Annotated in this window: 20 protein-coding genes and 1 pseudogene; 6 read left to right on the forward strand and 15 right to left on the reverse strand. The window is 48.9% G+C overall.

Features of this window, described 5'->3' with window-relative positions; all coding sequences use genetic code 11:
* Positions 1-23 precede the first annotated feature (23 nt).
* Both G358_RS0100145 and G358_RS0100150 read right to left on the reverse strand, forming a co-directional pair.
* Positions 24-1,121 carry a D-alanine--D-alanine ligase gene (locus G358_RS0100145; RefSeq protein WP_019635163.1) on the reverse strand — a complete coding sequence of 366 codons (1,098 nt, stop codon included), beginning with the start codon at positions 1,119-1,121 and terminating at the stop codon, positions 24-26.
* A 205-nt stretch (positions 1,122-1,326) separates the two neighbouring features.
* Complete coding sequence (locus G358_RS0100150; RefSeq protein WP_019635164.1) at positions 1,327-2,331, reverse strand: amidase domain-containing protein; 1,005 nt, start codon at positions 2,329-2,331, stop codon at positions 1,327-1,329.
* 207 nt (positions 2,332-2,538) lie between these two features.
* Here G358_RS0100150 and acnA point away from each other — a divergent pair, with 207 nt between their 5' ends.
* From acnA to G358_RS32015, 4 genes are all read left to right on the forward strand, one after another.
* Entirely contained in the window at positions 2,539-5,256 is a 2,718-nt protein-coding gene (acnA, locus tag G358_RS0100155; RefSeq protein WP_019635165.1) for an aconitate hydratase AcnA, read from the forward strand.
* A 743-nt stretch (positions 5,257-5,999) separates the two neighbouring features.
* Positions 6,000-6,404: a GntR family transcriptional regulator gene (locus tag G358_RS0100160; RefSeq protein ID WP_019635166.1), complete on the forward strand. Its 405-nt coding sequence runs from the start codon at positions 6,000-6,002 to the stop codon at positions 6,402-6,404.
* Entirely contained in the window at positions 6,404-7,501 is a 1,098-nt protein-coding gene (locus G358_RS0100165) for a DUF1648 domain-containing protein (RefSeq protein ID WP_019635167.1), read from the forward strand. Before G358_RS0100160 ends, G358_RS0100165 begins: the two co-directional genes overlap by 1 nt.
* Before the next feature lie 750 nt (positions 7,502-8,251).
* Complete coding sequence (locus G358_RS32015) at positions 8,252-8,404, forward strand: SEC-C metal-binding domain-containing protein (RefSeq protein WP_240479904.1); 153 nt, start codon at positions 8,252-8,254, stop codon at positions 8,402-8,404.
* Between the two features lie 27 nt (positions 8,405-8,431).
* Here the strand turns inward: G358_RS32015 and G358_RS0100175 are convergent, their stop codons facing one another.
* Entirely contained in the window at positions 8,432-9,178 is a 747-nt protein-coding gene (locus G358_RS0100175) for an IclR family transcriptional regulator (protein WP_019635169.1), read from the reverse strand.
* Between the two features lie 246 nt (positions 9,179-9,424).
* Here G358_RS0100175 and G358_RS0100180 point away from each other — a divergent pair, with 246 nt between their 5' ends.
* Both G358_RS0100180 and G358_RS0100185 read left to right on the forward strand, forming a co-directional pair.
* On the forward strand, positions 9,425-10,432 hold the full coding sequence (locus tag G358_RS0100180; RefSeq protein ID WP_019635170.1) for an alpha/beta hydrolase: 1,008 nt from the start codon (positions 9,425-9,427) through the stop codon (positions 10,430-10,432).
* Between the two features lie 89 nt (positions 10,433-10,521).
* Positions 10,522-11,817: a Fe-Mn family superoxide dismutase gene (locus tag G358_RS0100185; RefSeq protein ID WP_019635171.1), complete on the forward strand. Its 1,296-nt coding sequence runs from the start codon at positions 10,522-10,524 to the stop codon at positions 11,815-11,817.
* 75 nt (positions 11,818-11,892) lie between these two features.
* Here G358_RS0100185 and G358_RS0100190 read toward each other — a convergent pair whose 3' ends face one another.
* From G358_RS0100190 to acpS, 12 genes and pseudogenes are all read right to left on the reverse strand, one after another.
* Positions 11,893-14,391 (reverse strand): ABC transporter permease, encoded by a 2,499-nt coding sequence (locus G358_RS0100190; protein WP_019635172.1) that lies wholly within the window; start codon positions 14,389-14,391, stop codon positions 11,893-11,895.
* Positions 14,388-15,149: an ABC transporter ATP-binding protein gene (locus tag G358_RS0100195; RefSeq protein WP_019635173.1), complete on the reverse strand. Its 762-nt coding sequence runs from the start codon at positions 15,147-15,149 to the stop codon at positions 14,388-14,390. The genes G358_RS0100190 and G358_RS0100195 overlap by 4 nt, the downstream gene beginning before the upstream one ends.
* A 263-nt stretch (positions 15,150-15,412) precedes the next feature.
* Positions 15,413-16,006, reverse strand: a complete 594-nt coding sequence (gene folE, locus G358_RS0100200; RefSeq protein WP_019635174.1) for a GTP cyclohydrolase I FolE — start codon at positions 16,004-16,006, stop codon at positions 15,413-15,415.
* A gap of 69 nt (positions 16,007-16,075) precedes the next feature.
* On the reverse strand, positions 16,076-16,309 hold the full coding sequence (locus G358_RS0100205; protein ID WP_019635175.1) for a YneF family protein: 234 nt from the start codon (positions 16,307-16,309) through the stop codon (positions 16,076-16,078).
* A 108-nt stretch (positions 16,310-16,417) separates the two neighbouring features.
* A complete protein-coding gene (locus tag G358_RS0100210) occupies positions 16,418-17,455 on the reverse strand; it encodes an HD-GYP domain-containing protein (RefSeq protein ID WP_019635176.1) in 1,038 nt (345 codons plus the stop codon).
* Positions 17,456-17,492: 37 nt separating this feature from the next.
* Positions 17,493-19,490 carry a tRNA epoxyqueuosine(34) reductase QueG gene (queG, locus tag G358_RS0100215; protein WP_019635177.1) on the reverse strand — a complete coding sequence of 666 codons (1,998 nt, stop codon included), beginning with the start codon at positions 19,488-19,490 and terminating at the stop codon, positions 17,493-17,495.
* Between the two features lie 207 nt (positions 19,491-19,697).
* Positions 19,698-20,138 carry a ribonuclease HI gene (gene rnhA, locus G358_RS0100220; protein ID WP_019635178.1) on the reverse strand — a complete coding sequence of 147 codons (441 nt, stop codon included), beginning with the start codon at positions 20,136-20,138 and terminating at the stop codon, positions 19,698-19,700.
* A gap of 120 nt (positions 20,139-20,258) precedes the next feature.
* Complete coding sequence (lepB, locus tag G358_RS0100230) at positions 20,259-20,906, reverse strand: signal peptidase I (protein ID WP_019635179.1); 648 nt, start codon at positions 20,904-20,906, stop codon at positions 20,259-20,261.
* Between the two features lie 186 nt (positions 20,907-21,092).
* Positions 21,093-21,524 (reverse strand): GNAT family N-acetyltransferase, encoded by a 432-nt coding sequence (locus tag G358_RS0100235; RefSeq protein WP_019635180.1) that lies wholly within the window; start codon positions 21,522-21,524, stop codon positions 21,093-21,095.
* 559 nt (positions 21,525-22,083) lie between these two features.
* Positions 22,084-23,025: a hypothetical protein gene (locus tag G358_RS32790; RefSeq protein ID WP_157274208.1), complete on the reverse strand. Its 942-nt coding sequence runs from the start codon at positions 23,023-23,025 to the stop codon at positions 22,084-22,086.
* A 741-nt stretch (positions 23,026-23,766) separates the two neighbouring features.
* Positions 23,767-24,774: pseudogene (mutY, locus tag G358_RS33395) on the reverse strand (A/G-specific adenine glycosylase); the annotation flags it as partial.
* 215 nt (positions 24,775-24,989) lie between these two features.
* Complete coding sequence (gene acpS, locus G358_RS0100260; RefSeq protein ID WP_026341969.1) at positions 24,990-25,385, reverse strand: holo-ACP synthase; 396 nt, start codon at positions 25,383-25,385, stop codon at positions 24,990-24,992.
* Positions 25,386-25,595: the final 210 nt, after the last annotated feature.

Here is a 25,595-nt window from a genome sequence, read left to right on the forward strand (position 1 = left end):
CGGAGAGCAAATCGTGCCCGGTTTTACTGCACACCATTTTCAAAGTTAAGATTTTGTCTGACCTCGTACCGCTCCAGTGCCAGTTCAATCAACCGGTCTAGCAGCATTTCATAGGAAAGACCTGTCTCCCGCCAAAGTAACGGATACATACTGTATGGAGTAAATCCTGGCATCGTGTTTACTTCGTTGATCCATACAGTTTGGTCGGATTTTTTTACGAAAAAATCTGCCCGGCACAACCCGTTGCCAGAAATCGCTTTAAATGCTTTGACGGCTAAGTCCCGAATCTCTTCCGCGAGCTCCGTATCCAGCTCGGCTGGAATTAGCATTTGCGATTTGCCATCCAGATATTTAGCCTGGTAGTCGTAATATTCACTGGAGGACACAATCTCGCCCGGCACCGATGACAAAGGCTCCTCGTTGCCGAGTACACCGACCTCCACTTCACGGGCATCTACAAATTCCTCGACGATCACTTTAATGTCGTAACGGAGCGCTATCGCTATGGAGCTTAATAGCTCCTCTCGCGTTCTCGCTTTGGATATCCCTACGCTGGAGCCCAAGTTGGCCGGTTTGACAAAGCAAGGATAACGGAGCTTCTCTTCTATTCCCTGTACGATCGCGTGACTGTCACGCTCCCATTCCGATGCTGTGAAATAGCAGTATTCACACTGGGCAAGCCCCGCCTCTGCGAACAGCTTCTTCATAATCACTTTGTCCATACCAGCGGCTGACGCTAATACACCGGCACCTACGTAAGGCAGATTCGCGATTTCAAACAATCCTTGAATCGTGCCGTCTTCCCCATACGTTCCGTGCAGCAGCGGGAATACAACGTCAAGTGTGCTATGGCCGGTGGATAGCTTTTCGAACAGCATGTTAATCGCCGCGGACGTGTTATGCGCTCCGTTCTCCAGCTTCAGCTCCTCTAAAGCCGAAAATGGACCGGTCAGCTTGCTGCCTACCCGCCATTCCCCGCTCTTCGTAATATAAAAAGGAATTAATTCGTACTTCTCGTAGTTAAATGCCTGTGAAACCGCCAGAGCCGTTTGCAGCGATACTTCATGCTCCCCGGATTTACCGCCGTAAATAAGTCCGACGGTTAATTTGTCTTGTCCCATGATAAACCTCTTTCTTTGATAGTCATTGATTGCCGCGCTGGCCTCATGTCAAAAGAAAAACGTCCATCGACGTACTTTCTAAGAAGACAAACCGCAATTCATCTACCGACGTCTTCTCTAAGAAGACAGACCATGATAAGCGGTAATTTTCTTGCGATGATAAAATTGTTCCAGCTCTCCTGAAAATTTATTAATTCAATAATCTTCAGAAATAATCCGCAATCCGGAAAAAACGATAAAGGGTGTTCTCCGTCCAGGCATATGAATCCCGGTAATCCCAGTAACGGTGCTTACTTGGAGTCGTATGCGCATTTACAAGCGGCATGCCGCCCGCATCGAACGCGGTCACAATCGTGCTGTGCTGAAAACCGCCGTCTCCATCCCAATCATAAATGATGACATCTCCCAACTGGAGCTGTTCGGGCCTTTCCACGGCCTCTGCCCGGAGTCCTGATTTACTGTAGGTCAGCAGGCGTTCTAAGGCATTCGCCACAGACCAGCTGTAGCTCCATGCTTCCCGGCCGCCAACATACCCTTTGTACCACCAGCCGGATTCCCTTTTTCCAGTATAGTTTATTGGGGCTCCTCCTGCAAAGAGACACTGGGATATATAATTGGTGCAATCTACTTCAAAAGCGGAAAATTCCGGGTTAAAACTCTCCCACCAGCGGTCGGCGTACAATACAGCGTCCTCGCGGCGGTAAGCTGTGCTTCGCGAAGCCCCACCTCCAAGCACCTTCCTATTCAGGTAGGGTCCCGGCAATGAACCGCGTTCCCGCCCCTCCCACTCGCCTGGACTGTCGGGCAGCTTAAGAGGAATATGGCGCTCTGCCACGGGCTGGTCGATTCGTGTAATGATCCATTCATTTCCATCCCGCTGAAGCGTCAGACGCTGCCTGTCGATGATCTCCTCCTGGTGGCGGGCGCCTCCCTTCTCATAATTCGTTTTGCGGGCTAACTGCAGCTCGATCTCCACTTCGCCGCTGCGGCTCTCAATTTCCCGCAACAGCCTGGCCCTGGTCTCGCTTCGCAGCGGAGTCGCGCCGCGTTCCTTATACCACTCCTGAAGCTTCCGCTTCCGCTCGCCACGGCGGAGCAAATATTGTAAATCAGCCACAATGGCGTCATCATTTCGGGGACGATAATCCACCTCATCCTGATTATGCTGGTTCACGTACAAGGATAACGTTCTTCTCCAATCATCGTTCAATTCAATCCCCTCCTCATCATTTCCATTTATATGAGAGAAGTGGATTGAGTATGTACCGGAAAAACTTGCTCAGTAGGCGTCCTGCCTTAGAAAAACAAGCGTTCTGCCAACAAAAAGTTCTTTACTCCCAACAAGGAGGACGGTATACTTAATGTAGTGATATTTTTTGAAATAGTGTTTCATCTAGTGAAACAAGGAGGTTCATTCATGACAACGAAAGATTTTTTCTCTGTCTCCCGTAATCTCGAAGTTGGGGGAAAGAACTACCGTTACTATGATTTGCAGTTGCTGGAACAACAAGGTCTCGGTTCAATTTCCAAGCTGCCTTTTTCCATTAAAGTGCTGCTGGAGGCTGCCGTTCGTCAATTTGATGGAAGAGCAATTACCGAGGAACACGTAAAGCAAATCGCCGGCTGGAGTGAAGGTCAGGATCAGAACAAGGAAATTCCTTTTATTCCTGCCCGTATCGTTCTGCAGGACTTTACAGGCGTGCCTGTAGTCGTTGATCTCGCTGCAATGCGTGATACAGTGAAGAAAGCAGGCGGTGATCCAAAGCAAATCAACCCGCTTGTTCCTGTTGATCTCGTCATTGACCACTCTGTCATGGTCGATGCTTTCGGTACACCGGAAGCTCTGGAATATAATATGAAAGTGGAATTTGAACGCAACGAGGAGCGCTATCGTTTCCTTCGCTGGGCCCAAACCGCTTTCAATAATTTCCGCGCTGTTCCCCCAGCTACCGGTATCGTTCACCAGGTCAACCTGGAGTATCTGGCTTCGGTGGCCGCCACTAAGACGATCGACGGCGAGACCGTTGTATTCCCGGATTCCCTCGTCGGTACTGACTCCCATACGACGATGATTAACGGTCTGGGCGTTGTCGGATGGGGGGTTGGCGGCATTGAGGCGGAAGCCGGCATGCTCGGCCAACCGTTGTACTTCGTTGCACCTGAAGTTATTGGGTTCAAGCTGGTAGGCAGCCTGACAGAAGGCGCTACTGCAACTGACCTAGCACTTACTGTAACGCAAATGCTCCGTAAAAAAGGCGTCGTCGGCAAATTCGTCGAGTTCTACGGACCAGGTCTGGCCAATATCAGCCTTGCTGACCGGGCAACCGTAGCCAATATGGCTCCCGAGTACGGTGCGACGATCGGTTACTTCCCTGTCGACAACGAGACGCTGTCCTATTTGCGCAGCACAGGCCGCTCTGAGGAGCAAATCGCTTTGGTCGAAGCTTATTACAAAGCGCAAGGCATGTTCCGTACGAGCGATACTGTAGATCCAGAGTTCACGGATCTGATCGAGCTTGATCTCGCTTCCGTCGTGCCAAGCCTTGCTGGCCCAAAACGCCCGCAGGATCGCATCGAGCTGACGGATATGAAGGAGAACTTCAACGGCATTATCCGCACTCCAGTCGATAAGGGCGGCTATGGCCTTAGCGATGAGAAGGTAAACCAGAAAGTTACCGTCAAGCATCCGGACGGCAGCACTAGCGAGCTTGGAGCCGGCGCAGTTGTCATCGCTGCGATCACGAGCTGTACAAACACCTCGAATCCAAGTGTTATGATCGGCGCAGGCCTGCTTGCCAAGAAAGCGGTCGAGCGCGGCCTTACAAAGCCGGGCTATGTGAAGACCAGCTTGACGCCAGGTTCGCTTGTCGTTACCGAATACCTGAACAAAGCCGGACTTATCGATTCCTTCGAAGCGCTCGGCTTCCACGTTGCCGGTTACGGCTGTGCGACCTGTATTGGTAACTCCGGTCCGCTTCCAGATGAAGTTAGCGCAGCGATTGCCGAGAATGACCTTACTGTAGCCGCTGTACTGTCCGGTAACCGGAACTTCGAGGGCCGTGTTCACGCCCAGGTTAAAGCGAACTATCTGGCTTCTCCGCCGCTCGTTGTAGCCTACGCATTGGCTGGAACGGTAAATATTGATCTGCAAAGCGAGCCACTCGGCTACGATCAAAATAATCAGCCGGTTTATTTGAAGGACATTTGGCCATCTTCGGCAGAGATCAAGGAAGCGATCGGTCTCTCCGTTAGCCCGGAAATGTTCCGCAGCAAATACGAGAACGTATTTACTCAGAACGAACGCTGGAACGCCATTCCAGTACCAGAAGGCGAATTGTATGAGTGGGATGAGAAGTCCACGTACATTCAAAACCCGCCGTTCTTCGAAAAAATTGGCGACGGCCTGCAGGACATCACTGATATCCGCAGCGCTCGCGTGCTCGCTTTGCTTGGCGATTCGGTCACAACCGACCACATCTCGCCGGCAGGTAATATCTCGCCGACAAGTCCGGCCGGCATTTACCTGAACGATCATGGCGTGGCCCGCAAGGACTTCAACTCCTATGGCTCCCGCCGTGGTAACCATGAGGTCATGATGCGGGGGACATTCGCCAACATCCGTATTCGCAACCAAGTCGCTCCAGGTACAGAAGGCGGCGTAACGAAGTATCTGCCTACAGATGAGCTTATGTCCATCTACGATGCTTCAATGAACTACCAGGCAAATGGCCAAAATCTCGTCGTCATCGCTGGCAAAGAGTACGGTACAGGCAGCTCCCGCGACTGGGCGGCCAAAGGAACTTACCTGCTTGGCGTTAAAGCCGTCATCGCCGAAAGCTTCGAGCGGATTCACCGCAGTAACCTGGTCGGCATGGGCGTGCTCCCGCTCCAGTTCCAGGACGGACATGGCTGGAAGACGCTGGGGATTGACGGTACAGAGACGTTTGATATTATCGGGCTGAGCAATGACGTTAAGCCTGGCCAAGAACTGACCGTTGTAGCGACCCGCCAAGACGGCACGCAGTTTGAATTTACGGCAATCGCCCGTCTCGACAGCATGGTCGACGTCGACTACTACCACAATGGCGGCATTTTGCAAACTGTACTGCGGCAAATGATTCAATCTAACAACTAATATTAAATACTTGTTTTTAGGAATGTTCTATCCAACTTTTGGGTGGGACATTCTTTTTTTGTGCAAATTTCGCAGGTACAAGAATTTAAAGGTAGGCAGCGATTAGTTGGGGAGTAGGAGTGAGTTGCTGGTGAGTAACTGGTGAGCGGGTGATAAGTAGCTGGTGAGTAGGTGGTGAGTAGGTAATGAGCAGATAATGAGCAGATAATGAGCAAGCAGTAATCGAGTTTGAACTGTATTTGTACTGCAACGGACCCTGAATCCGCTATTTGGCTAAAATACGTCGATCACGGCAAGCTAACGGACTCAGATGCACTTATTTGTATATAATACCCAAAAAACTGGACAATAATTACTAAATAAGGTCTTCTGTGTCCGTTACTTACTGGAATAGTTGAAATATGCGCAAATAGCGCCTCCTGTGTCCGTTACTACCTTTACTAGCTTGCCTTCACTACCTTTACTGCCATTACTGACTTTACTGCCATTACCACCTGCACCACCGCAACCACCATTACCATCAAATCAAATCAAATCAAGCCAAGCCAAGCTAGGCAAGCCAAATCAAATCAAACAAGCCAAGCCAGGCCAGGCCAAGCTAGGCCAAGCCAAGCCAATTCAAGTCAAGACAAGCCAAACAAACTAATCGAGCCTCCTGCCACCTGACATTCAAAAAAGCATTGCTTATATTCGTTGTAACTGTTATAGTATATATATAACAGATAGTAAGTGGAGGTGTCATATTGATTATTGAACTTGATATGCAATCGGATATCCCTATTTACACCCAACTGGTCAACCAAATTATCGAAGGCATTGCCAGCGGACGGTTGAAGTTGGGGGAACCCCTTCCCTCGGTTCGGAGTTTAGCCGCGGATATCGGCGTTAACCTGCATACCGTAAACAAGGCTTATACCCTGCTCAAGCAGGACGGATATATTCAGGTGCATCGCCAGCGCGGCGTCGTCATTGATCCAGAAGGCATGCCCCCTGTGACGGAGGAATTCATGGCCAAGCAGCACAGCCAGTTGAAGCCAATCGTCGCAGAAGCGATATGCCGGGGAATGGGCAAGCAGCAGTTGATTGATATGGTAGAACTCATCCATAAGGAAATCACAGAGACCGACAACGAAAAGGGGAATGCTTAATGACACTATTATTTACCCTCACATTTTTATTTATGTTTATACCCATTTCAGCTCTTCTTGCTTTTATGCCTTATTTAACGAGGGAGACCGTAAGCTTCGGTATTTCCATTAGCGAGGAAGTCTTCCGCAGTGAGCCGCTCCGCAAAATGCGAAAGAAATACGCTGTAATCAGTTTGGCTTTCTATATTCCTATATTTATTATCTGTATCTATGTATCAATGCAGAGCAGTGCTGAGCTCCAGAGTGTGTTATTTGGAGTTATGATTTGTCTGATTGTGATCTTTTCCTTGGCTTTAAATATAACTTTTTATTTTAATATGAAAAAACTGAAAGCCTCGCTTCCCGTATCTGTTCAGAAAAAGGCTGTGTTGGCTGTCGACACTTCCTTCCACCGTCAGAAGCTTGTATTGTCGAATAAATGGTATATTATCCATCTTATCCTTTCGCTTGTTAGCGCAGCTGCTGCTCTCATTTATTATGACAGCATTCCGGAACAGATTGCGATGAAGTTTGACTTGCAAGGCAACATCATCAACAGTGTCGCAAAATCGTATGTAACCGTACTGTATCCTAATCTCATGCAATTATTTATCATAGCGCTGTTTATATTTGTTAACTGGAGTATTCAACGCAGCAAACAGCAAATCAGCCCCGGTAATCCTGAGCATTCTGTGCGGCAAAATGTAGCTTTTCGCCGTCGCTGGTCCTTGTTTTCTATATTATCCGGACTTACGATTGTCGGCCTGTTTTCCTTCATACAATTGAATATGATTCATCCGCTGGAGAACAGCACAATGATGTTCGTCAGCCTGCTGCTCCCCCTATTTATCGTACTCTTTGCAATCATTCTATCCATTACGATTGGTCAAGGTGGCAGCCGGATTGGCCGTTCGAAGGACGGCTCCCCCGTCGTGCCCGTGAATGATGACGATTACTGGAAGCTGGGCATGTTTTACTACAACCCGAACGACCCTTCCCTATCCGTTGAGAAAAGAGTCGGCATCGGCTGGACGATCAATTTCGCCCATCCTGGGGTTTGGTTCATTCTGTCAGGCTTAATTATCGTTATTGCCATAGGGCTCTTCCTGGGACTTTAACGATCCATGAAATATGAAATATGACATATGATTTATGACATATGACAATTAACAATTAACAAACTAAAACATTATAACGGCAAAAACATCTAAACAGGAGAAGCCGTCACATGGCTTCTCCTGAATTTAACTGCGCCAAAGCCAGATTACGTCAGATACAGAGCTTCAGCATCATCTTCCCATCGCGGCTGCATTTAAGCTACGGAACCCGGGGCCATCCGAGGCCAACCAAAGCCAACCAAGGGCAAACAAGGGCAAACAAGGGCATTCCCGCTAAAGGTTGACCACTCGTCATATGACGCCTGACCAGGACAGACGCCGTGCGCTGGGAGCTTCTAGCGATGCAGAAAAGCGATAATATCCTGGAGTTTTCCGTCATTCGCCGGGTTTGAGCGCAGTTCAGACCACCTCATCCTTCACTACCTTACTAATTGCACTGTCTTACTATCTCTTTATATTTTTTAACTCAACTTTCGTACTTAAATAAGGGCTTAAGTGTAGACCCTCCAAGTTGGATTTAGCTGGATTCCATGTGTTTATTTTGTCTATCTTGCGCCAATGACGCGAAATAGCTGTATTCCGTGTGTCAAAAACATCGTTTTGGGCCTTATTAGCCTTAAACCTCATTTTAACGGTAAGAAATCCAACTAATTATACATTCAGAGATAGAGTACGGCTTTTAAATACAACAAATCCAGTTATTATGCGCGATGAATCAGAGGGTATTCGAAATATTATGCCCACGAGAGAATGCAAAAGCTCGGCCAAAGGCTGCGCAAGGAACTTTATGCCCGCAATCTGCAACTGTATTTTAACGGCAAAGCTCCAGGACACAAAGAACCGTGCGCTTGCGGAAGCAGTAAAAAGTACAAGGCCTGCTGTGCCATTACCTCTTCAACATAACCCGTCCTTTCACAGCATGATACAAATTTAGGCATGAATCATCATGCCCATATCGCGGGCCGCTTCGACCAGCACAGGGCCGAATTCAATCAGAGTTTGTGGCGACAGCCTGCTGACAGGCCCCGATACGGACAGAGCCGCAGCTATTCCCCCGCTTCGATCAAAAATCGGCGCGGACACCGCGGCAGCCCCGGGCTCACGCTCCTCATAACTGGTTGCATATCCGGACTGCCGAATGTCCTGGAGCTGGGACACATATATTTCCTTATCAACCGCCGCAGGCCAGTCCGGGCTGTTCAGTACGGCTTGCAATACCGATTCATCGGCATAAGCGAGCAGCACCTTGCTGGATGCGCCGACATAAAGCGGCAGCCTTGCACCAACCGGAGCTACTCTGCGAATAGCCTGATTGCTCTGAACCGCTTGGATTCTCAGCCGATCTGTACCGTCCCGCAAATAAAGGCTAACTGTTTCCCCCAGCCGATCGCGAAGCTGCTCCATTTGTGGAAGCAGCAGGACAGCCGGATCATCGCTATGCGACAAATGCGCAGACAGCTCCCATATTTTTAAACCCAGCCTATATTTTTCCGTTGCCGTATCACGAATGACAAAGCCTTTATCCTCTAGCGTCGTCATCAAGCGATGCACCGTACTTTTGTGAAGTCCGATACTGTTGGCAATTTCCGTTAGTCCGAGCTCATTCCCCTTCGTAAAGCACATCAATATATCAAGCGCCCGCTCTACCGCGCGAACGGTTAATTTTCGGTCTTCCATCCGACCTCACCTCTCCATAAGTTTCACTACGTGAAACGTGGTTACATAAATTATATGTAAAACATTCTCAATCGTCAATGCATCACGTACGCATTATCATCCTATCATTGACTTTACTGAACCTATTGCCTTACGATATTTTTATAAGATTCGCCTGGAATCGACATATTAAGATTTATTTCATCTGATCCCTGGTGTATGCCCGGGTATATATTGTACTAAATATATGATGAGGAGGGGAAGAACATGAGTCCAACAACCCGGAGTGATCTTCCCTTAAGATCAGGACTGAAAGACACTCCACCGCCACAGACGCGCATATTGTCCGCACGGCAGGTCAGCCTCAAGCACATTTTAGTGGCTCTTCTGCTATCTTCCTTGTTTTTTCTAATATTCTGCTTCATTGTCCTGCACGGATATATTGCCTGGGTGCTGTCCAATCCTAATGTTGCTCCTTTGTATTCCAATCCGAAGCTGTCCAAAAATTTAGCATATGAAGATGTTTTTTTCCCGGCGGCAGATAGCAGCCGCATGATGCAAGGCTGGTACATTCCGGCTGAGCATTCCACGAAAACGATTGTATTTAGCCATGGCTACGGAGCGAACCGCGAAGAGCCCTGGGTACCAATGTACGATTTGGCTCATTACGCCAATCGCCTCAATTATAATGTCATTATGTTCGACTATGGCTTCGCGGCACAGACGAGTAAGGAGGTCGCGACCGGCGGCAAGAAGGAAGCGGAACAGCTGCTGGGTGCAATTCAACTTGCCAAACAACGCGGAGCAGAAGAAATTGTTGTATGGGGCTTCTCCATGGGAGCAGGCACAGCGCTTCAGGCAGCGCTAACAAGTAAAGATATCGATGCCATGATTCTGGACAGCACCTTCCTGCTGGAGCCTGATACGATGTACCATAATATCCGCCAGCATATCGATTTGCCACGGCACCCTTCCCTGGAAATTATCGGTCTCCTGCTTCCAGTGCTGAACGGAACGAGCATGCGCCAAATTCCGTATACCGAGGTCAAAGCGAACGATTATCCCTTCCCAACCCTGTTTATCCATGGAACAGAGGATGAGAAGGCGCCTTATCCTATCGCCGAGAAGCTGGCTGAGAACCAGACGAATGCCGCTTCAGACGTCTGGATCGTGCAAGGCTCGCATCATGAGATGATTTTCCGGGAGCATCCGAAAGAATACCTTCGCAAAGTTTCCAAGTTTCTAAGCAGTGTAGAGCCCGCGAAGGCGAAATAATATTAATTGCGGCCCGTATACCAAGGCATAGGCCAACCCTTCATTCGCATAATCTTGTATTGCCGATTAAATCGAAGGAGGTTAACCCGATGCTATTGGTCTACGGGCCCTATTTGCCTGTCCGCATTCTGGAAGAGATCCGCTTCTGGAAGCAGCAGGAGGCAGAGCATACCGACGTAATTAAAGCCATCGTTCCTGGACTTGAGCCTTACTATGTTCAACTTCTGAACGATTGGAAAAGAGTGTTTGAAGAGACTACGCTAGCCGCCAACCAATTACTGCAGTATGCAACGTCCTCCCAGCATGCCGCCTGTGATCCGAAATTAATACATGAGACAGAGAAGCTGCTGAACACCGCATTCCGCCAATCTCATGAATTCGTAAGACAACTGTATACGATTCTGGACTGCAGTCATGCGGTAAAAGCTGTCCCGCTTGCGAAGACCGTCCTGCTCCACATTATCCGCGAGTCGGAATATTTCTTGGGTGTGCTGGAGACGTTGAACTCCCCTGGCGCCATCAAAAGAAACTCTGAGCAGTTCCCTTCCACCCCTGATCTTCAGCAAATTGCAGGCGACCCGCATCAGCTGCTGGGAAATGGTTTCCCCGATTCAAGCCCAGATTTATCAGACTTCGGCCCGGATTTCGACTCGAAACCCAGAACGGAACCCTGGTCGGAGTCCTGGTCGGAGCCAAAGCTAAAAATTGCGGCCTATGAAGAGGAAATGACAATCAATGACAACAGGGATAAGGACGATGCCGTTCCGATTGGCGGACATACGCTGCCCCCGCTTCCTTATCCTTACAACGCATTAGAACCGCATATCGATGAGAAAACAGTGCGCATACATCATGACATCCATCATAAGAGCTACGTTGACAATCTGAATAAAGCAGAGAAGAAACTGCAGGAAGCCCGTAAATCGGGGAATTTCGACCTGATAAAGCATTGGGAGCGGGAGCTGGCATTCAACGGTGCTGGACATTACCTGCATACGATCTACTGGGATACAATGAATCCCAAAGGAGGAGGCAAGCCCCAAGGCGAACTTGCTGAGCAAATCCGCAAAGACTTCGGCAGCTATGAGGCATTCAAGAATCAATTTACGAATGCCGCGGATAAAGTGGAAGGCGGCGGCTGGGCCATTTTAGTCTGGAGTCCGCGCAGTCATCGCCTGGAAATTTTAATGGCCGAGAAGCATCAGAACTTATCGCAATGGGATGTCGTTCCGCTGCTCGCGTTGGATGTCTGGGAGCATTCCTATTATTTAAAGCACCAAAATGAGCGGGCGAAATATATTGCCGACTGGTGGAAAGTCGTTTACTGGCCGGAAGTCGCAAAACGATTTGAAAAGGCTAGGCAGCTCAAATGGCAGCCGTTTTAATTTTAAATACATTTGCAAAGAAAAACGGCTGCCTCTCGGTTCTTCACCGATAAGCAGCCTGTTTCTTTATGGCTGTCAACCATCCTGGGTAAGCTCACGCGTTAAGCTTCTGCGCCCCAAGTAGGCAGAGTATGGCCATAACACGGCGATAACAGAAGCGGTTACAGCCCCAGTGAGCACGCCCATTACCTGATAATTAATCCGCATGCCCACCGGATCGATTAACATTAAGGCATAAGATAGCAAAATGCCGATTGCCGCTCCCAGCAGCAAGCCGGTAACAGTGTAAGCGAAGGCTTGTGTTAAGACGACTCTGGAAATGCCGCCACGGGTAACAGATAACGTACGCAGTATCGCCAGTTCTTTTCGCTTGGAATGAAAATTGTTTAAAAGGGAATTAATAACGCCTATTAACACGCCCGCCAGCATAACGATTAAAACGATAATAAACAGCGACCATCTTTGATAGAACATTTGCTTGGAATTTTGCATCGTTTGCTCATACGTGTCAATCCTCAGTCCGGGAAATTGCCCTTTGAGTGCTTCTAATTGCGCCACGAGCTGTTCTGACGGTTCCGAGGAACTGATAAATATCTTCTTCACATAAATGTAATCCGTGATATATGGCGTATTGCTCCAATCAATAAAAATATGTTCTCCAAAAACACCCGGCAGCTTATCGACAACCCTCGCCACGTTAAACCGGCTAACCGGTATATCAGCCTGTCTGGAGTTGGAGTATAAGCCAAGATCCAGCGCATCGCCCTCGCTAATTTGATAGCGGTCAGCAAATGGCTTAGTTATATACACCGCCTCTCTTAAAGAGCCGTCGTAGCCGGGAATCAGCTGCTGGTCGATCATATCCTGAAGATCCGCCATAACATAGTTAATATGCGCATTTGTTTCTTCATACCACATTCGCCCCGCGACATTGCTGCTCACTATACTTGCTCCCTCTACTCCATCAATACGCGCCAAAGCAGACCGCAGTTCTGCATAATCAACCAAAGCCGAATCCTGAGCCCGGCTGGATATGAGGATATCCGTAGGATAATTGCCCCTGATATAGTTGGCTTCGTTCCCCTTAATCGTCGTCATCAGTGTCGAGCCTACTACTGCAATAATCATCGTTATACTAAGTGACAGAATGACAAATGTATTTTTTCTCACTTGCGGAATGACATTCTTGATTGCGACAAACGACACTCTGCCAAGCAAGCGCTGGATGACGGGAAGAAGCCCCGTCAACAATGCCGATAAATAGAGCGGGAACAATACGAATACGCCTATAATAAACAGCAGTATTCCCAATAACACTAGCAATGCATCACTGTCATATGAAGCAGTCAAAATCTTGCCATAGATAAGAAGGAATATACCTGCGGCCATAATGAATTTCCCCAGCTTTCGCCGTGCCTTTGTAAAGGAAAAATCACCCTTCTCGTTACCCTGCAGAACTTGCAGGGGAAGTATAGTACTGGCCCGATAAGCTGGTATCAGCATAAATATTTGTATTACCGCTATGTCCGCTATAAGTACAACGAACGCTAAACCAAAATTAAAGGAAAGATCTTCAACAGAAACAGCGAACAAACGCTCAAACCAAACCCTTGAATATTTGCTGGCTAAGAAAGCCGAAATATATCCTAAAATTCCTCCCGTTATATTGATGATCAGGCTTTGAATAAAAATAATTTTAAACAAATCATCCGCCCGCGCCCCAATCGAACGCATAATGGCAAATTGCTCCTTGTACTTATACAAATAAGTCTGGAGGTTAGAAGTGATCAGCAGCGCCGTAACAATAAGCACCAGTACAGACAGTACGATAATAAATATGCGCAAGGAGATCAGATTGGACTTAATGCCTTCCTCCTCCTCAACAATGTCTATCCGTAAGTTTTGATCCGCTTGCTTCAGCCACTTGGCGACTTCAAATGAATTCACTCCCGGCTCGTTTTTAATCAGGACATAGGAGGCTTCATTCTGAATGCCTGTCTGGACATGTATGAACTCCTTCAGCCTGTTTCTAGGCATAATCAGTAAGTCGTTCGTACTTCCGCTGCTGTTGTTCAAATCGGGCAATATTTCCTTTACAGTAAAGGGGATGCCCTCTAACATAATGGCTTGCCCGACCTCTGCATGCAGCGCTTCTGCCAGCCCTGCGTTTATAATGACTTCATCTGCAGAAATATTTTCCGTAAAATGATACTTGCTTTTAGTTAAATCATCCGATTCCGCACCAATGGTATATACGCTGCTATGAAGCTCATTTAGATACAAATGGTCGAGCAGCACAGGGGAAGACTCGGCAATGCCGGGAATAGAACTCATTTGCGCCAAAAGATCCGATTCGATCGGCAGCCTTTGCTCTGGATTAAATCCGGCCATAATGTCCATGTTTCCGTACAATTTCTTAATTTCATCACGATAGGATTGATTGGCATTAAAAATATAGATCGTCATCACAATAGTTAAGCATACGGCAATCGCAATGCTGATGACCGACGACAGCGAGAGAAAGCGGTTTGTTTTGAAAAAGCGAAAGGCCAGGTCCTTCACAGATTTAATCATGCCGATTTCTCCATAATCTGCTTCAACTTATCGAGAATGCAATCCATATCCGCTTCGTCCGTTGTCCGTACGTAGCTGTCGACAATTTCGCCATCGTGAAAAAATAAAATGCGATCCCCGTACGCAGCCACGTTAGCATCATGCGTAACGAGAATCATGCTTTGATTCAGACGCTCTTTCATTTCCACCAATACATTCAAAATTTCGTTTGATGTATTGTAATCCAGGTTCCCTGTCGGCTCATCCGCCAAAATAATCGGAGGCGACATAATGAGCGCTCTGCCGATGGCCACGCGCTGCTGCTGCCCGCCTGACAGTTGGATCGGCCGGTGCTTCCTCCAAGGCGTTAATCCCATCAGTCCGAGAATCTGATCTACCTTTTCCTTTAACAAGGCTTCATTAGCCCCTTTTAAAATCAGCGGCAATGCGATGTTCTCCTCCACCGTCAAATCCTTCAACAAATGGAAGGACTGAAAAATGTAACCGATATTTTCACCCCGATATTCGGTAGCGTGCGGTTCCGTAAACATCTTGTCCTGAATGACGCCGTTTAAAGTTATTTTGCCTTGATCCGGCTTGTCCAGCGCTCCGATAATGTGCAGCAGCGTGCTTTTTCCCGAGCCGCTGGTCCCCATGATTGCCAGCATTTCTCCTTTTTTCAAATCAAAAGTGACATTCTTTAGCGCGGATACGCTATGCTCTGTTTCCTCATATGTCTTCGTTAAATTATCCGCCGATAAGATGATTTCCTTGCTCATAATTCACCTCGTAAAAATTGTTAAGCACCAACGTCAGCCAACCAAAGCATAGAAGCGATTCCTAAACTATGTATAATTTCCTTCATTTACAAATAATATCATGAACAAATAAAAAAAACACCCCCTGCACATGTCACTGGTCAAGTGTCCGGCAGCAACATGCCTAGGGATGTTATTTACACCATACTATATTCAGTTCTCTACTCTTTAATTAACGAGATAGTTCAGTTCTCTACTCTTAATCAGCGACATAATTCAGCTCGCTACTCTTTAATTAGTGACAAAAACTCCGCTCTCGACGCAGCATCCGAACGGAACGTTCCCCGTACCGCAGAGGTCACCGTCTTGCTGCCCGGCTTCTTGATCCCGCGGGCGCACATGCAGAGATGCTCCCCCTCTACGACAACCATTACACCTTGCGGCTTCAGCACCTCGTCCATGATGTCGGCGATTTGCGATGTGATGCGCTCCTGTACCTGCAGCCGGCGCGTGACCGCTTCTACCAGACGGGCCAGTTTGCTTAATCCGGCAATTTTTCCGCTAGGGATATAACCGATATGCACTTTACCGAAAAAAGGGGCCGTGTGGTGCTCGCATTGACTGTAATACACAATATCCTTTACAATAACCAGCTCTTCATGATTTTCCTCAAACGTCACGCCAAGCACATCTCGTGGGTCTACATCGTAGCCGCCATATATTTCTTCATACATCCGGGCTACCCGAGCAGGAGTATCGATAAGACCTTCCCGCTCCACATCCTCACCAATCAGCTTCAAAATTTCGCGGACATGGTGTTCAATTTGCTCCCGGTTGGCTCCAACGCGGGTATTTACATAATCTTTGACGCCTGCCACTCGCGCCTCCTCCTTCCTGTTCTCCCTGTTCAGGGAGCAGTTTATGTGTGTTGCTAAATATAAAGCCTATTATTTCTTCTTGCGCCGGCCCTGAGGCTGGGACATTCCCTGCTTCTTCATCATCTGCTGGGCACGCTGCATTTGCTGCCCGTTCAGATTGTAGCCCATCTGCTTAGCCATCTTCTGAAGCATTTGCGGATCATTCTGCATCTTCGTCAATTGTTTGCGCAAATAAAATACACCAATGAAGAAACCGCCGATCAGACCGACGATCAGTGTAATAATAGGAATTACATAATTCATAGTTCCGCCACCCCTGTATTAAGTTGAAATGTTTCTTCCAGGCTGCCGTTAAGCAACTCAAAATATCATAACATCCCGCAACATACCTAGCAAATTAAATTCTAAAATTTAAGCTAAAACCGCCTCGATAAAAACGGTCGTTTCCACAGCAAGATCGACTTCCTTAATATCCATATCATCACCGGAGCCGCGAATAATCCGAATGACTGGGCGTCCCGGCAAGCCGCGGTGCTGGCTGACAACGACCCCTGTCTCCTTTGTGGAGAGCCGAACGGACGTCCCGTTCGGGTAGACAGAAATGATTCTGGTGAACTCGACCAGCACCTCATGGTCCAGTTCATGCTCGGAGGAGGCCATCAATCGTTCGCATGCTTCATGCGGCAGCAGCGGCGTGTTTGTGTTGCCTCCGCCACCGCCTATTAGATTATCGTACTTATTGGCGACGGCTACAATTTTGGGGAACAAGTGGATGCTGTCGCTGTCGAGCCCGCGGGGCAATCCGCTTCCATTCAAATATTCATGATGTTGAAGTGCAGTATGCGCAATCATCAGATTAAACTCCCGTTTGTTCTTCAGCACTTCGAAGCCTCGCCACGTATGATGGGAGTTCAGTTCCTCCTCGGATGCATCTTCCGGCAATGGTATCGCCTTGCCAATATCATGCAGCAGTGCTCCGATCGCTAAATCCTTGAGCTGGGAATAATTAAGCCCCATATTGAGCCCGATCATGGCGGACAGCAGACATACGTTCACAGCATGAAGGTAATCGTCATTGTCCGTTGTACGGATGTCTGTGAGCTGAAGCAGCACGCCCCGGTGATTCAGCACATCCTCCAGCAGGGCTTCCACGCTGACACTAACCTTCTTCGTGCTCCAGTCCTTGCCGGACCTCACCGCTTCCAAGGTATGGCTCATATCTTTGAAAATTATTCCTTTCGTCGACTCGCTAAGCACCTCTTCGAGCTCAATGTCTTCGAATTCCGGATCTTTAATGTAAAGCATTGTAACGCCGATACGCTTCAGCGTGTTAATCATGTAGACCGTAAGCTGGATTCCAGCCGACAATAGTACTGTTCCGTTAGCAGAATACACCGTTTTACCAAGGTACTGCCCCGGTTCGATATCCTCCACACTCATGAATCTCATGACCTTAGCCCCCTTGACGATCATTTGTCGTCTTATGTCAGTATACTGCCAGTTTCTGCTCCTCCAAAGACAGCAAGCTCTCCTTAATCGATAACCCGCCTCCATAACCGACAAGCGCTCCGCTGGAGCCGATCACCCGATGACAAGGGACGACGATCGGCAGCGGATTTTTATTGTTGGCACCGCCAACTGCACGTACAGCCTTGGGCTGACCAATATTCTCGGCAATCGACTTGTATGAAACGGCCGTGCCATAGGGAATTTCAAGCAAGGCTTTCCAGACTTTGCGCTGAAATTCAGTTCCCTGGATATCCAGTGCAAGCTGGAAGCTTTCCCGCTCTCCGGCAAAATACTCTTTCAACTGGCTGACAGCAGGAACAAACGGCTGTCTGGAACGAGTCAATGCCGCACCTTTGTAATAGCGTTCAGCCCATTTTTGCAAAAAATCAGCCTTGTCCGCATAATTGCCAAATTCAATATGGCACAGCCCTTCATTGCTGGCTACCAGCGTAAGCACACCTATAGGCGAATCCATTTCGGTAAAATACAAGCTCGCAGCCTCTATAGCCGCTTTTGCCTTCATATCCATTTGTTCCTCCATAACAGCTTGTGCTTTCATAGCCGCTTGTACTTTTATAGCCACCTGCGGTTTTTGATCGGCTTGTGTTCCTACATCCGCTTGCAGCTTCTTATCGGCTTGTGCCACAGCCGCTGGTGCCTTCATATCCGCATGCGGCTCTTTATCAGCTTGTACCCTCATAGCCGTCTGCAGCTTGTTTTCCGTTTGCGCCTCTTCCTTTTCAACCTGCCGTTCAACACCCTGCAGCTCAAGTTGCTTCTTCGCAGCATGCATACGTTCAAGCACCTCGGCATCCTGCTCGGTGGAGATGGCCCGGGTTATGGCCTGCAGGGCTTCCTCCCCGCCAATCCGGCTTAATGCCCACGCAGCCGTTCCCCTTAATACAGGTCTAGCATCCTTTCGCATGATATCTATTAATTTCGGCACAGATGTCTTATCTTTGAAGTTGCCGAGTGCAATAACTGCGTTTCGCTGAATCGGGTTTTTGCCTCTCCAGGCCGCGGCGCTCGTACCGAAACGCTCCCTGAACTGGCGGTTGCTCAGTTCCAGAATGGGCAAAAGCAGCGGCTTCACCGTCTCAGGATCCGGCTGTAATTCCGGCCGGTGATCCCACGATTTGCCCCTATTCTTCGGGCATACGATCTGGCATGTATCGCAACCGTACAGGCGATTTCCTATTTTTTTCATGAACTCGTCCTTAATGAAGCCTTTGGTTTGGGTCAGGAAAGAAACGCAATGCTGCGCGTTAAGCACCCCGGGAGCCACGAGTGCGCCAGTAGGGCAGGCATCGATGCATTTCGTGCATTCTCCGCAATCTTCAGTCACAGGAGTATCCGGCTCAAACGGAATGTTTGTAATCAGCTCGCCGAGATAAATCCATGAACCCCACTTCGGAGAAATGATCATACAATTTTTCGCTTTAAAGCCAATTCCGGCCCGCTCCGCCACAGCACGATCGACCAGCGCACCTGTATCGACCATGTTGACGATCCGCGCACCTTCTACCCTCTCCACAATGAACTCCTCCAGCCTGGTCATCGCCTCGCGAAGCACATTATGGTAGTCGCGGCCCCATGCCGATCTGGCCAAAATTCCCCGGCGCATCCCGGGCTCAGATTTCGGTGGATTATCCAGCTTGGAGGGATAGGCCACCGCGATGGAGATCAAAGAAGCTGGCCGCTCGAGCGACAGCTCAGGGTAAATCCGCTTATCGATGTCCGGTTCTTCAAACCCGGATTCATAGCCCTTGGCGCGGCGATCCAATAGTACATTTTTTAATGACAGGAACGGATCGGCCGAAGCGAAACCGATATCATCAATTCCCAGGGAATGAGCGGCATCCTTGATTTCCTGCTTCAGTTTTGCCCAACTGCTCTTCCTGTCCTGACCGTCTTCCGCCTTCGGCAGTTCTTTTGTTATCTCCTTCGGTAGTTCCTTCGTCGTCTCCTTCGACATTTCCGCTCCCTCCTTTCCTGGATTTGTCGTACTCGTGTACTCTGTCGCCGTGTCACCCATGTTAGCGATTGATTAAGTCATGTTGTTGAGCATATGCGGTGATTGAGCAATCAGATAGTAGGCATATCGTTATAGAGAACTTTTGGTTGTAAGTAAATCTTTTATGAGAAATCGTTTTAACAAGACGTTTATTAACGAGACATCCTGTTAACGAGCCATCCGTTTAATCGCTTCCCGGGCCAGAAAATCGCAATGATTGTTCAATTCATTGTCACTATGTCCCTTTACTTTAATATATTCGACCTGATGAATCTGCATCAGGCCCCATAGCTCCTGCCAGAGCTCCTGATTTTCGACAGGCTGATTTTTGCTGTTCCTCCAGCCGTTTTTCAACCAGTTGCGAATCCAGCCCTGCTTAAAGCAGTTTACGACGTAAGCAGAGTCGCTGTACACTTTCACCCGACACGGCTCCTTAAGCTGTTCCAACGCGGAAATGACCGCCTGGATCTCCATGCGGTTGTTCGTCGTCATCGGCTCACCGCCGGACAATTCCTTCCGGTGCCCATTATATAGCAGAACCGCTCCCCACCCGCCGGGCCCGGGATTTCCTGAGCAGGCTCCATCCGTATAAATTGTAATCTCCTTCACCAGATATCCTCCGCTCCAATGCGGCCTGTAACGGCTGCATTTTCCAATTTTACCCTTTTTTTAACAATTCCAATTACCATTCAACAATCCAATTATCATTCAATTATAACGCTCTAATTTTTATAGCGCCCTAATTTTTGAAATTGGCCAGAATACGAATTCTGCACGCCCGACAATATCTTTCTTCCGTACACTCCCAAAACTGCGGCTATCTTTACTTCGGCCATAATGGCGGTTATCGCCCATCACAAAATACTCGTCCTCCCCGAGCTGTATCTGCGCAATATCGCGGTCTTGAATTTCCACATCGGTATAAGGCTCGTTTAGCGGCTGACCATCCACATACAAAACATGATCGCGAACCTCAACCGTCTGTCCTGGCGTTGCGACAACCCGTTTTACGAGAAATTGCTTTTTACCCGGACCGGTACTCGGGTCTCTAAGCACGACGACTTCACCGCCGCGCGGCGCACCGAAATAGTAAACAATTTTATCTACAAATAGCCGCTCCCGCTCTTCGAGCGTTGGCTGCATCGATTCACCCTTCACCATCGACAAATTAAACACAAATATGTTCAACAGCATCATAATGATAAATGCAGCAGCTACCGTCTTGCCCATATCCCACAGTTCTTGTACCCATTTATTTTTTAAAATACTTTGCTCTGCTTCTTCGACAGCTTCGTTATCAGCTGCTCCGGCTTCCTCTTCCAACTCATTTGGCTCGCGAACATACTTCTGTTGTTCAGATGGAATGACAGGCTTCATGTTGCACCTCTTTTATAACTTGATCATTTATTAAATACGTTGTACAGCCCGTTTAACTGTATTGAACATTAATAATAGAAAAGCATATCTAACGCCCAAATGCAACGGGCCAAGATATGCTTCTTAAAAATGAGATCATTATCCAAATTATCCGGCATAGCGGTATTGGATTTATTTATATGAATCCTACAGCGAATGAACCGCCGCGATACCCAGTTTCTGGAACGCTTCCAAAAACTTGCTTGCTCCGTATCCCATTGCTTCATAGAGCGGCATGATAGCCTTGTTGTGCTCATCACCAGCTACAACAATCCGGCGAACGTTGCGCTGCTGGAATCTTTGCTCCATAGCGCTAACCAGATTTTTGCCAAACCCTTGACGACGATATTCGGGATGAACTGCAGTTCGATAAATGCAGCCAAGATTCTGATCGACGGTTCCAATCAACACACCGACAACTTCCTCATCGGCTTCTGCGATCATAATTAACTCCGAATCCCAGGACAATTGTCTGGCAAAAGCCCGCTTAGTGTCCTCGTAGCATTGTTCTGACAGGGCTACTTGCAGAAGCTCCATCACTTGATTGGCATCACTCAACTGGAAGGAACGAATACACATGCTATGATCTCCCTTTTCCTGTGCTTGATAGATTCACTTAAAAAACACATGGCCCATTTTAACATCCAACGAACAATTAAACTAGACAAAAATCGAGAAAAAACACCTTACTTGTCCATTAAACCATATAAATCATGGAAATACACCATTTTTCTTCTGAAAGCGCTTAATATTAAGCGTTTACATTATTTTTTGCTAGAAATAATGTTAATACTGGAAATGAAAGTGCATAAATAATACCAAGCTGACAAAAATAGGGATTGTAAACGTGAGGTTATTTAAACTCGAGTGAGCCGAAGTGTTAACACTTCGTAAAAGATGTTCATCTAGCGGGGGACCGGCAACATTACAAACATTAAGAAATAGAAGAATTGGTACCGCACAGAAGCGGCCTGCAACACATTATACCATACTCTGGACAACTGTTGGGCGGAATGCACCATATCGCTCTTTACGCCCGACACGTCCGATAAAGCAAGATTCGCCCGGCAAAGCAAGTTTCACATAAGGAGCATCAATGGCCCCGGCTTTCGATTGAAATTTACCGCATCGGGTAATCTTAAATTACATTCACCTGAAAGGAGGGATCGCCTTGACTGACAGCACCCCAAACGGATTGACCAATGACCCGCAAGAACTTCTCCAAGCAAAACAGCAGGCTGACAAGCAAAAAGCGCAATTCAGCAGCTTTGTGCGCAGTGTGAGCGGAGAAGTTCCAACTGAGAAAGGACAAGTCGTTGAACCACAGCACCGGGAAACCGACCAGCAGAACAACATGAAAGACGTTGAAAATCGCATGCTTGAATAGCGCTCCTGTCACTTTAGGATGGGTATGGGGCTCGGCTTCGTCTAGGGAGGAGTGCCATATCGCCTCATCCCCATTCTTATGCAGCAGGATTTCAGGTAGACGGTTACCTCTCGATTGACATTTACCATCCTGCTGGGGACTCGTTCCTCGGCCGGCAGGTGTGCCGAGCTGCTGGGACTGTGCCTTGGCCGAAAGGTGGCCAGCGGCGGAGTTGCTGGGCCGTGCCTTCGGCCGGTAGGTGGCCAGCGGCGGAGTTGCTGGGCCGTGTCTTCGGCCGGTAGGCGGCCAAACGGCGGAGATGCTGGGACTGTGCCTTTGGCCGGTAGGCGGCCAGACGGCGGAGTTGCTGGGACTGTGCCTTTTGCCGGTAGGCGGCCAGACGGCGGAGTTGCTGGGCCGTGTCTTCGGCCGGTAGGCGGCCAGACGGCGGAGTTGCTGGGCCGTGTCTTCGGCCGGTAGGCGGCCAGACGGCGGAGTTGCTGGGCCGTGCCTTCGGCCGGTAGGCGGCCAGGATGCGGAGATGCTGGGACTGTGCCTTTGGCCGGTAGGCGGCCAGACGGCGGAGATGCTGGGACTGTGCCTTTGGCCGGGCTCATAGTCATGTGGCCGTTTCCTCGGCTGCTGATGTATGGGAATCGCTGGTTCAACACTCTTGGTAAATTTAAATGTATTTACTGTATTTATTTGGATCAAAAGGATAAACATCGTGAAAATTAATGGATTTCATGCATTTAAAAATAACTTAATCCCTCAATTCATCAAATCGCCCCAATTTAACAACATCAAATACAGTTAACTTCATACTTTCCAGAAGATTAGATAATTTAGATACCTATAATACAGTTAATCCTCGTTAATCCTCTCTCTGTCAGCCATCCCCGCAATAGTGCCTCTCCTAATGCCTCTCCTGTTCTAATTTTCTTTCTCTCCGTCAACCTCGGCAAAGTGTTGATTCAGAATTTTCAAAAAAACGTTCGGAAAAGCCAATTGCTCCATATCTTTAGCCGTAATCCACCGATATTCATGAGGCGGTTGTTCCTTTTCATCGTTGACATGGTTGACTTCGTCTACACTACTTACATTAGCACTGAATTTACCTTCAGTCTTCCCATTTGGATTACCATCGGGGTGACCATCGGAATGATCATCGGGGCAACCATTGGTATTTCTGCCAGCCATTGCAGTGTACCCACCCGCATCATAAGTTGCACTCGCCTCGGCTGCAAACCCGGTCAGTTCGGACAACTCAGTCAGCTCGGTCACTCCTGACATTCCTGACCCTCCGGAAACTCCCGCCTGCTCGGTCATTTTGCTCAGCTTGGTCGCTCCATCCTGCTTGACTAACTCAGTCAGCCCGGTCACTCCCGCCTGCTTGCTCATTTCGGCTGGCTCGACCAGCTCGGCCAATCCAGCCAATCCGGCCAGCGTGCTCAATGCCGCGGCTTCCTGAAAGCGAAAAACGCGCAAATACCAGTGGATGTGGCTGAATACATGCTCCGCACTCATAAATGGCCCAGACGGCCGTATATACATTCCGTCCTCGGCCAGCGCCCCGGCCAGACGGCTCATTGCCGAACCGTCCGGCAGCCCTGCGCCCTCGGCAGGCTTGGCCGCCGCCAACACGTGGGGCAGCTCCCACATCCGTGCCAGCAGCCCCGTGTCAGGCCGCCGGCGAACGAGCACGCGTCCCTGCCTATCCCCTTCGCCCTCAACTAGGGCGACGATCCGGTACTCGGGACGCGGCGGCTTCGCCTTGCTCTTCACCGGCAGGCGAAGCTCGGCGCCTTCCAGGCGCGCCGTGCAATGCGCCATGACCGGGCAGGTCAGGCATTGCGGTGCCTTCGGTGTGCACACCAGCGCACCAAGTTCCATTAATGCCTGATTGAAATCCGCAGCCCGGCCTGCCGGAATAAGCGAAGCGGCCAGTCCTTCCATCAGCACGCGCGTCCCCGCCTTCGCAATATCCTCCTCAATGAAAAAGTAACGCGACAGTACACGCATCACATTGCCATCTACAGCAGGCTCCGGCTGGTTAAAGGCGATGCTCAGGATCGCTCCCGTCGTATAAGGCCCCACGCCTTTCAATGCGGCTACCGATGGCTTGTCATCAGGTACGGCTCCCTCATGACGTTCCATCACCTGCCTGGCAGCAGCCTGCAAGTTCCGGGCCCGGGAATAATATCCGAGCCCTTCCCAGCATTTCAGCACATCCTCTTCCGGCGCTTCCGCCAAGCTGGAAATCGTCGGAAAACGTTCGATAAACCGGTTAAAATACGGGATGACCGTATCTACCCGGGTTTGCTGCAGCATAATTTCCGATATCCAAATATAATAAGGATTACGATGCTTGCGCCAGGGAAGATCCCTTTTAGACCGCTCATACCACGACAGCAGCTCTGTGCTGAAATACACTCTGCTTTCCCCGCTCCATTTCTCTTCCATTGCCTTAATTTTCTCCCCTTTAGTGCACTCTCTATTTTTTCTCCCCTCTATTGCAACCGACGAACGCGGAGGTGAACTGCTGCTACTGCAGCTCTCTATTACGGCGAACGCGGAGGCGAGACTGCTGCTATTGCAACTCTCTATTACGACGAACGCGGAGGCGAACTGCTGCTACTGCAGCTCTCTATTACGACGAACGCGGAGGCGAACTGCTGCTATTTGCAGCTCTCTATTACAACGAATGCGGAGGCGAGCTGCCTCTCGTGCGTAATGCTCAAATGTACGGCATAGCCTCGCGGTCCCTCCTCAAGTCCAAGCCGCTTCCATGCCTCACTCTCTAATACAACAAACGGCTTTCCCTGTGCATCCGGCAGGATCGACATATCCGCAAAACCCAGCACCTTGCCGATCCCACAGCCGAACGCTTTACTGATCGCCTCTTTCGCCGCGAAACGTCCGGCCAGAAATTCGGCAGGACGGGTGAAACAGGCCGGAAGCTCCCGTTCCGCCGAAGTCAGCACACGCTTCATTAGCCTGCTCCCAGAATGCCCTGCCACTATTTTACGGATACGCTCTATTTCAACCACGTCGTGACCAATACCATAGATCAACAGCTTCACTTCCTTATGAAGTTCTCTTGCTCTTCGAACAACCCATTCACATTGTAACAGGGATGGTTCGGTGAAGCGAGCCGATCACTTGTAACTGAGATAGTTCCGCAAAGTGTGACAATCACTTGTAACAGAGATAGTTCCGCAAAGTGTGACAATCACTTATAACAGAGATGGTTCGGCAAAGCGTGACAATCACTTATAACAGAG

It is taken from the genome of Paenibacillus fonticola DSM 21315 (genome assembly GCF_000381905.1).
GTDB classification, from domain to species: Bacteria; Bacillota; Bacilli; order Paenibacillales; family Paenibacillaceae; genus Fontibacillus; species Fontibacillus fonticola.

Coding starts and splice junctions, on each gene's coding strand:
- G358_RS0100190 (WP_019635172.1), bottom strand. CDS start 14,391: ATGATTAAATCTGTGAAGGACCTGGCCTTTCGCTTTTTCAAAACAAAC.
- G358_RS0100165 (WP_019635167.1), top strand. CDS start 6,404: ATGACACTATTATTTACCCTCACATTTTTATTTATGTTTATACCCATT.
- G358_RS0100235 (WP_019635180.1), bottom strand. CDS start 21,524: ATGTGTATTCGTTCCTTCCAGTTGAGTGATGCCAATCAAGTGATGGAG.
- G358_RS0100205 (WP_019635175.1), bottom strand. CDS start 16,309: ATGAATTATGTAATTCCTATTATTACACTGATCGTCGGTCTGATCGGC.
- G358_RS0100210 (WP_019635176.1), bottom strand. CDS start 17,455: ATGAGATTCATGAGTGTGGAGGATATCGAACCGGGGCAGTACCTTGGT.
- G358_RS0100195 (WP_019635173.1), bottom strand. CDS start 15,149: ATGAGCAAGGAAATCATCTTATCGGCGGATAATTTAACGAAGACATAT.
- acnA (WP_019635165.1), top strand. CDS start 2,539: ATGACAACGAAAGATTTTTTCTCTGTCTCCCGTAATCTCGAAGTTGGG.
- G358_RS0100185 (WP_019635171.1), top strand. CDS start 10,522: ATGCTATTGGTCTACGGGCCCTATTTGCCTGTCCGCATTCTGGAAGAG.
- G358_RS0100175 (WP_019635169.1), bottom strand. CDS start 9,178: ATGGAAGACCGAAAATTAACCGTTCGCGCGGTAGAGCGGGCGCTTGAT.
- G358_RS0100145 (WP_019635163.1), bottom strand. CDS start 1,121: ATGGGACAAGACAAATTAACCGTCGGACTTATTTACGGCGGTAAATCC.
- lepB (WP_019635179.1), bottom strand. CDS start 20,906: ATGAAGCCTGTCATTCCATCTGAACAACAGAAGTATGTTCGCGAGCCA.
- G358_RS32015 (WP_240479904.1), top strand. CDS start 8,252: ATGCAAAAGCTCGGCCAAAGGCTGCGCAAGGAACTTTATGCCCGCAAT.
- queG (WP_019635177.1), bottom strand. CDS start 19,490: ATGTCGAAGGAGACGACGAAGGAACTACCGAAGGAGATAACAAAAGAA.
- G358_RS0100180 (WP_019635170.1), top strand. CDS start 9,425: ATGAGTCCAACAACCCGGAGTGATCTTCCCTTAAGATCAGGACTGAAA.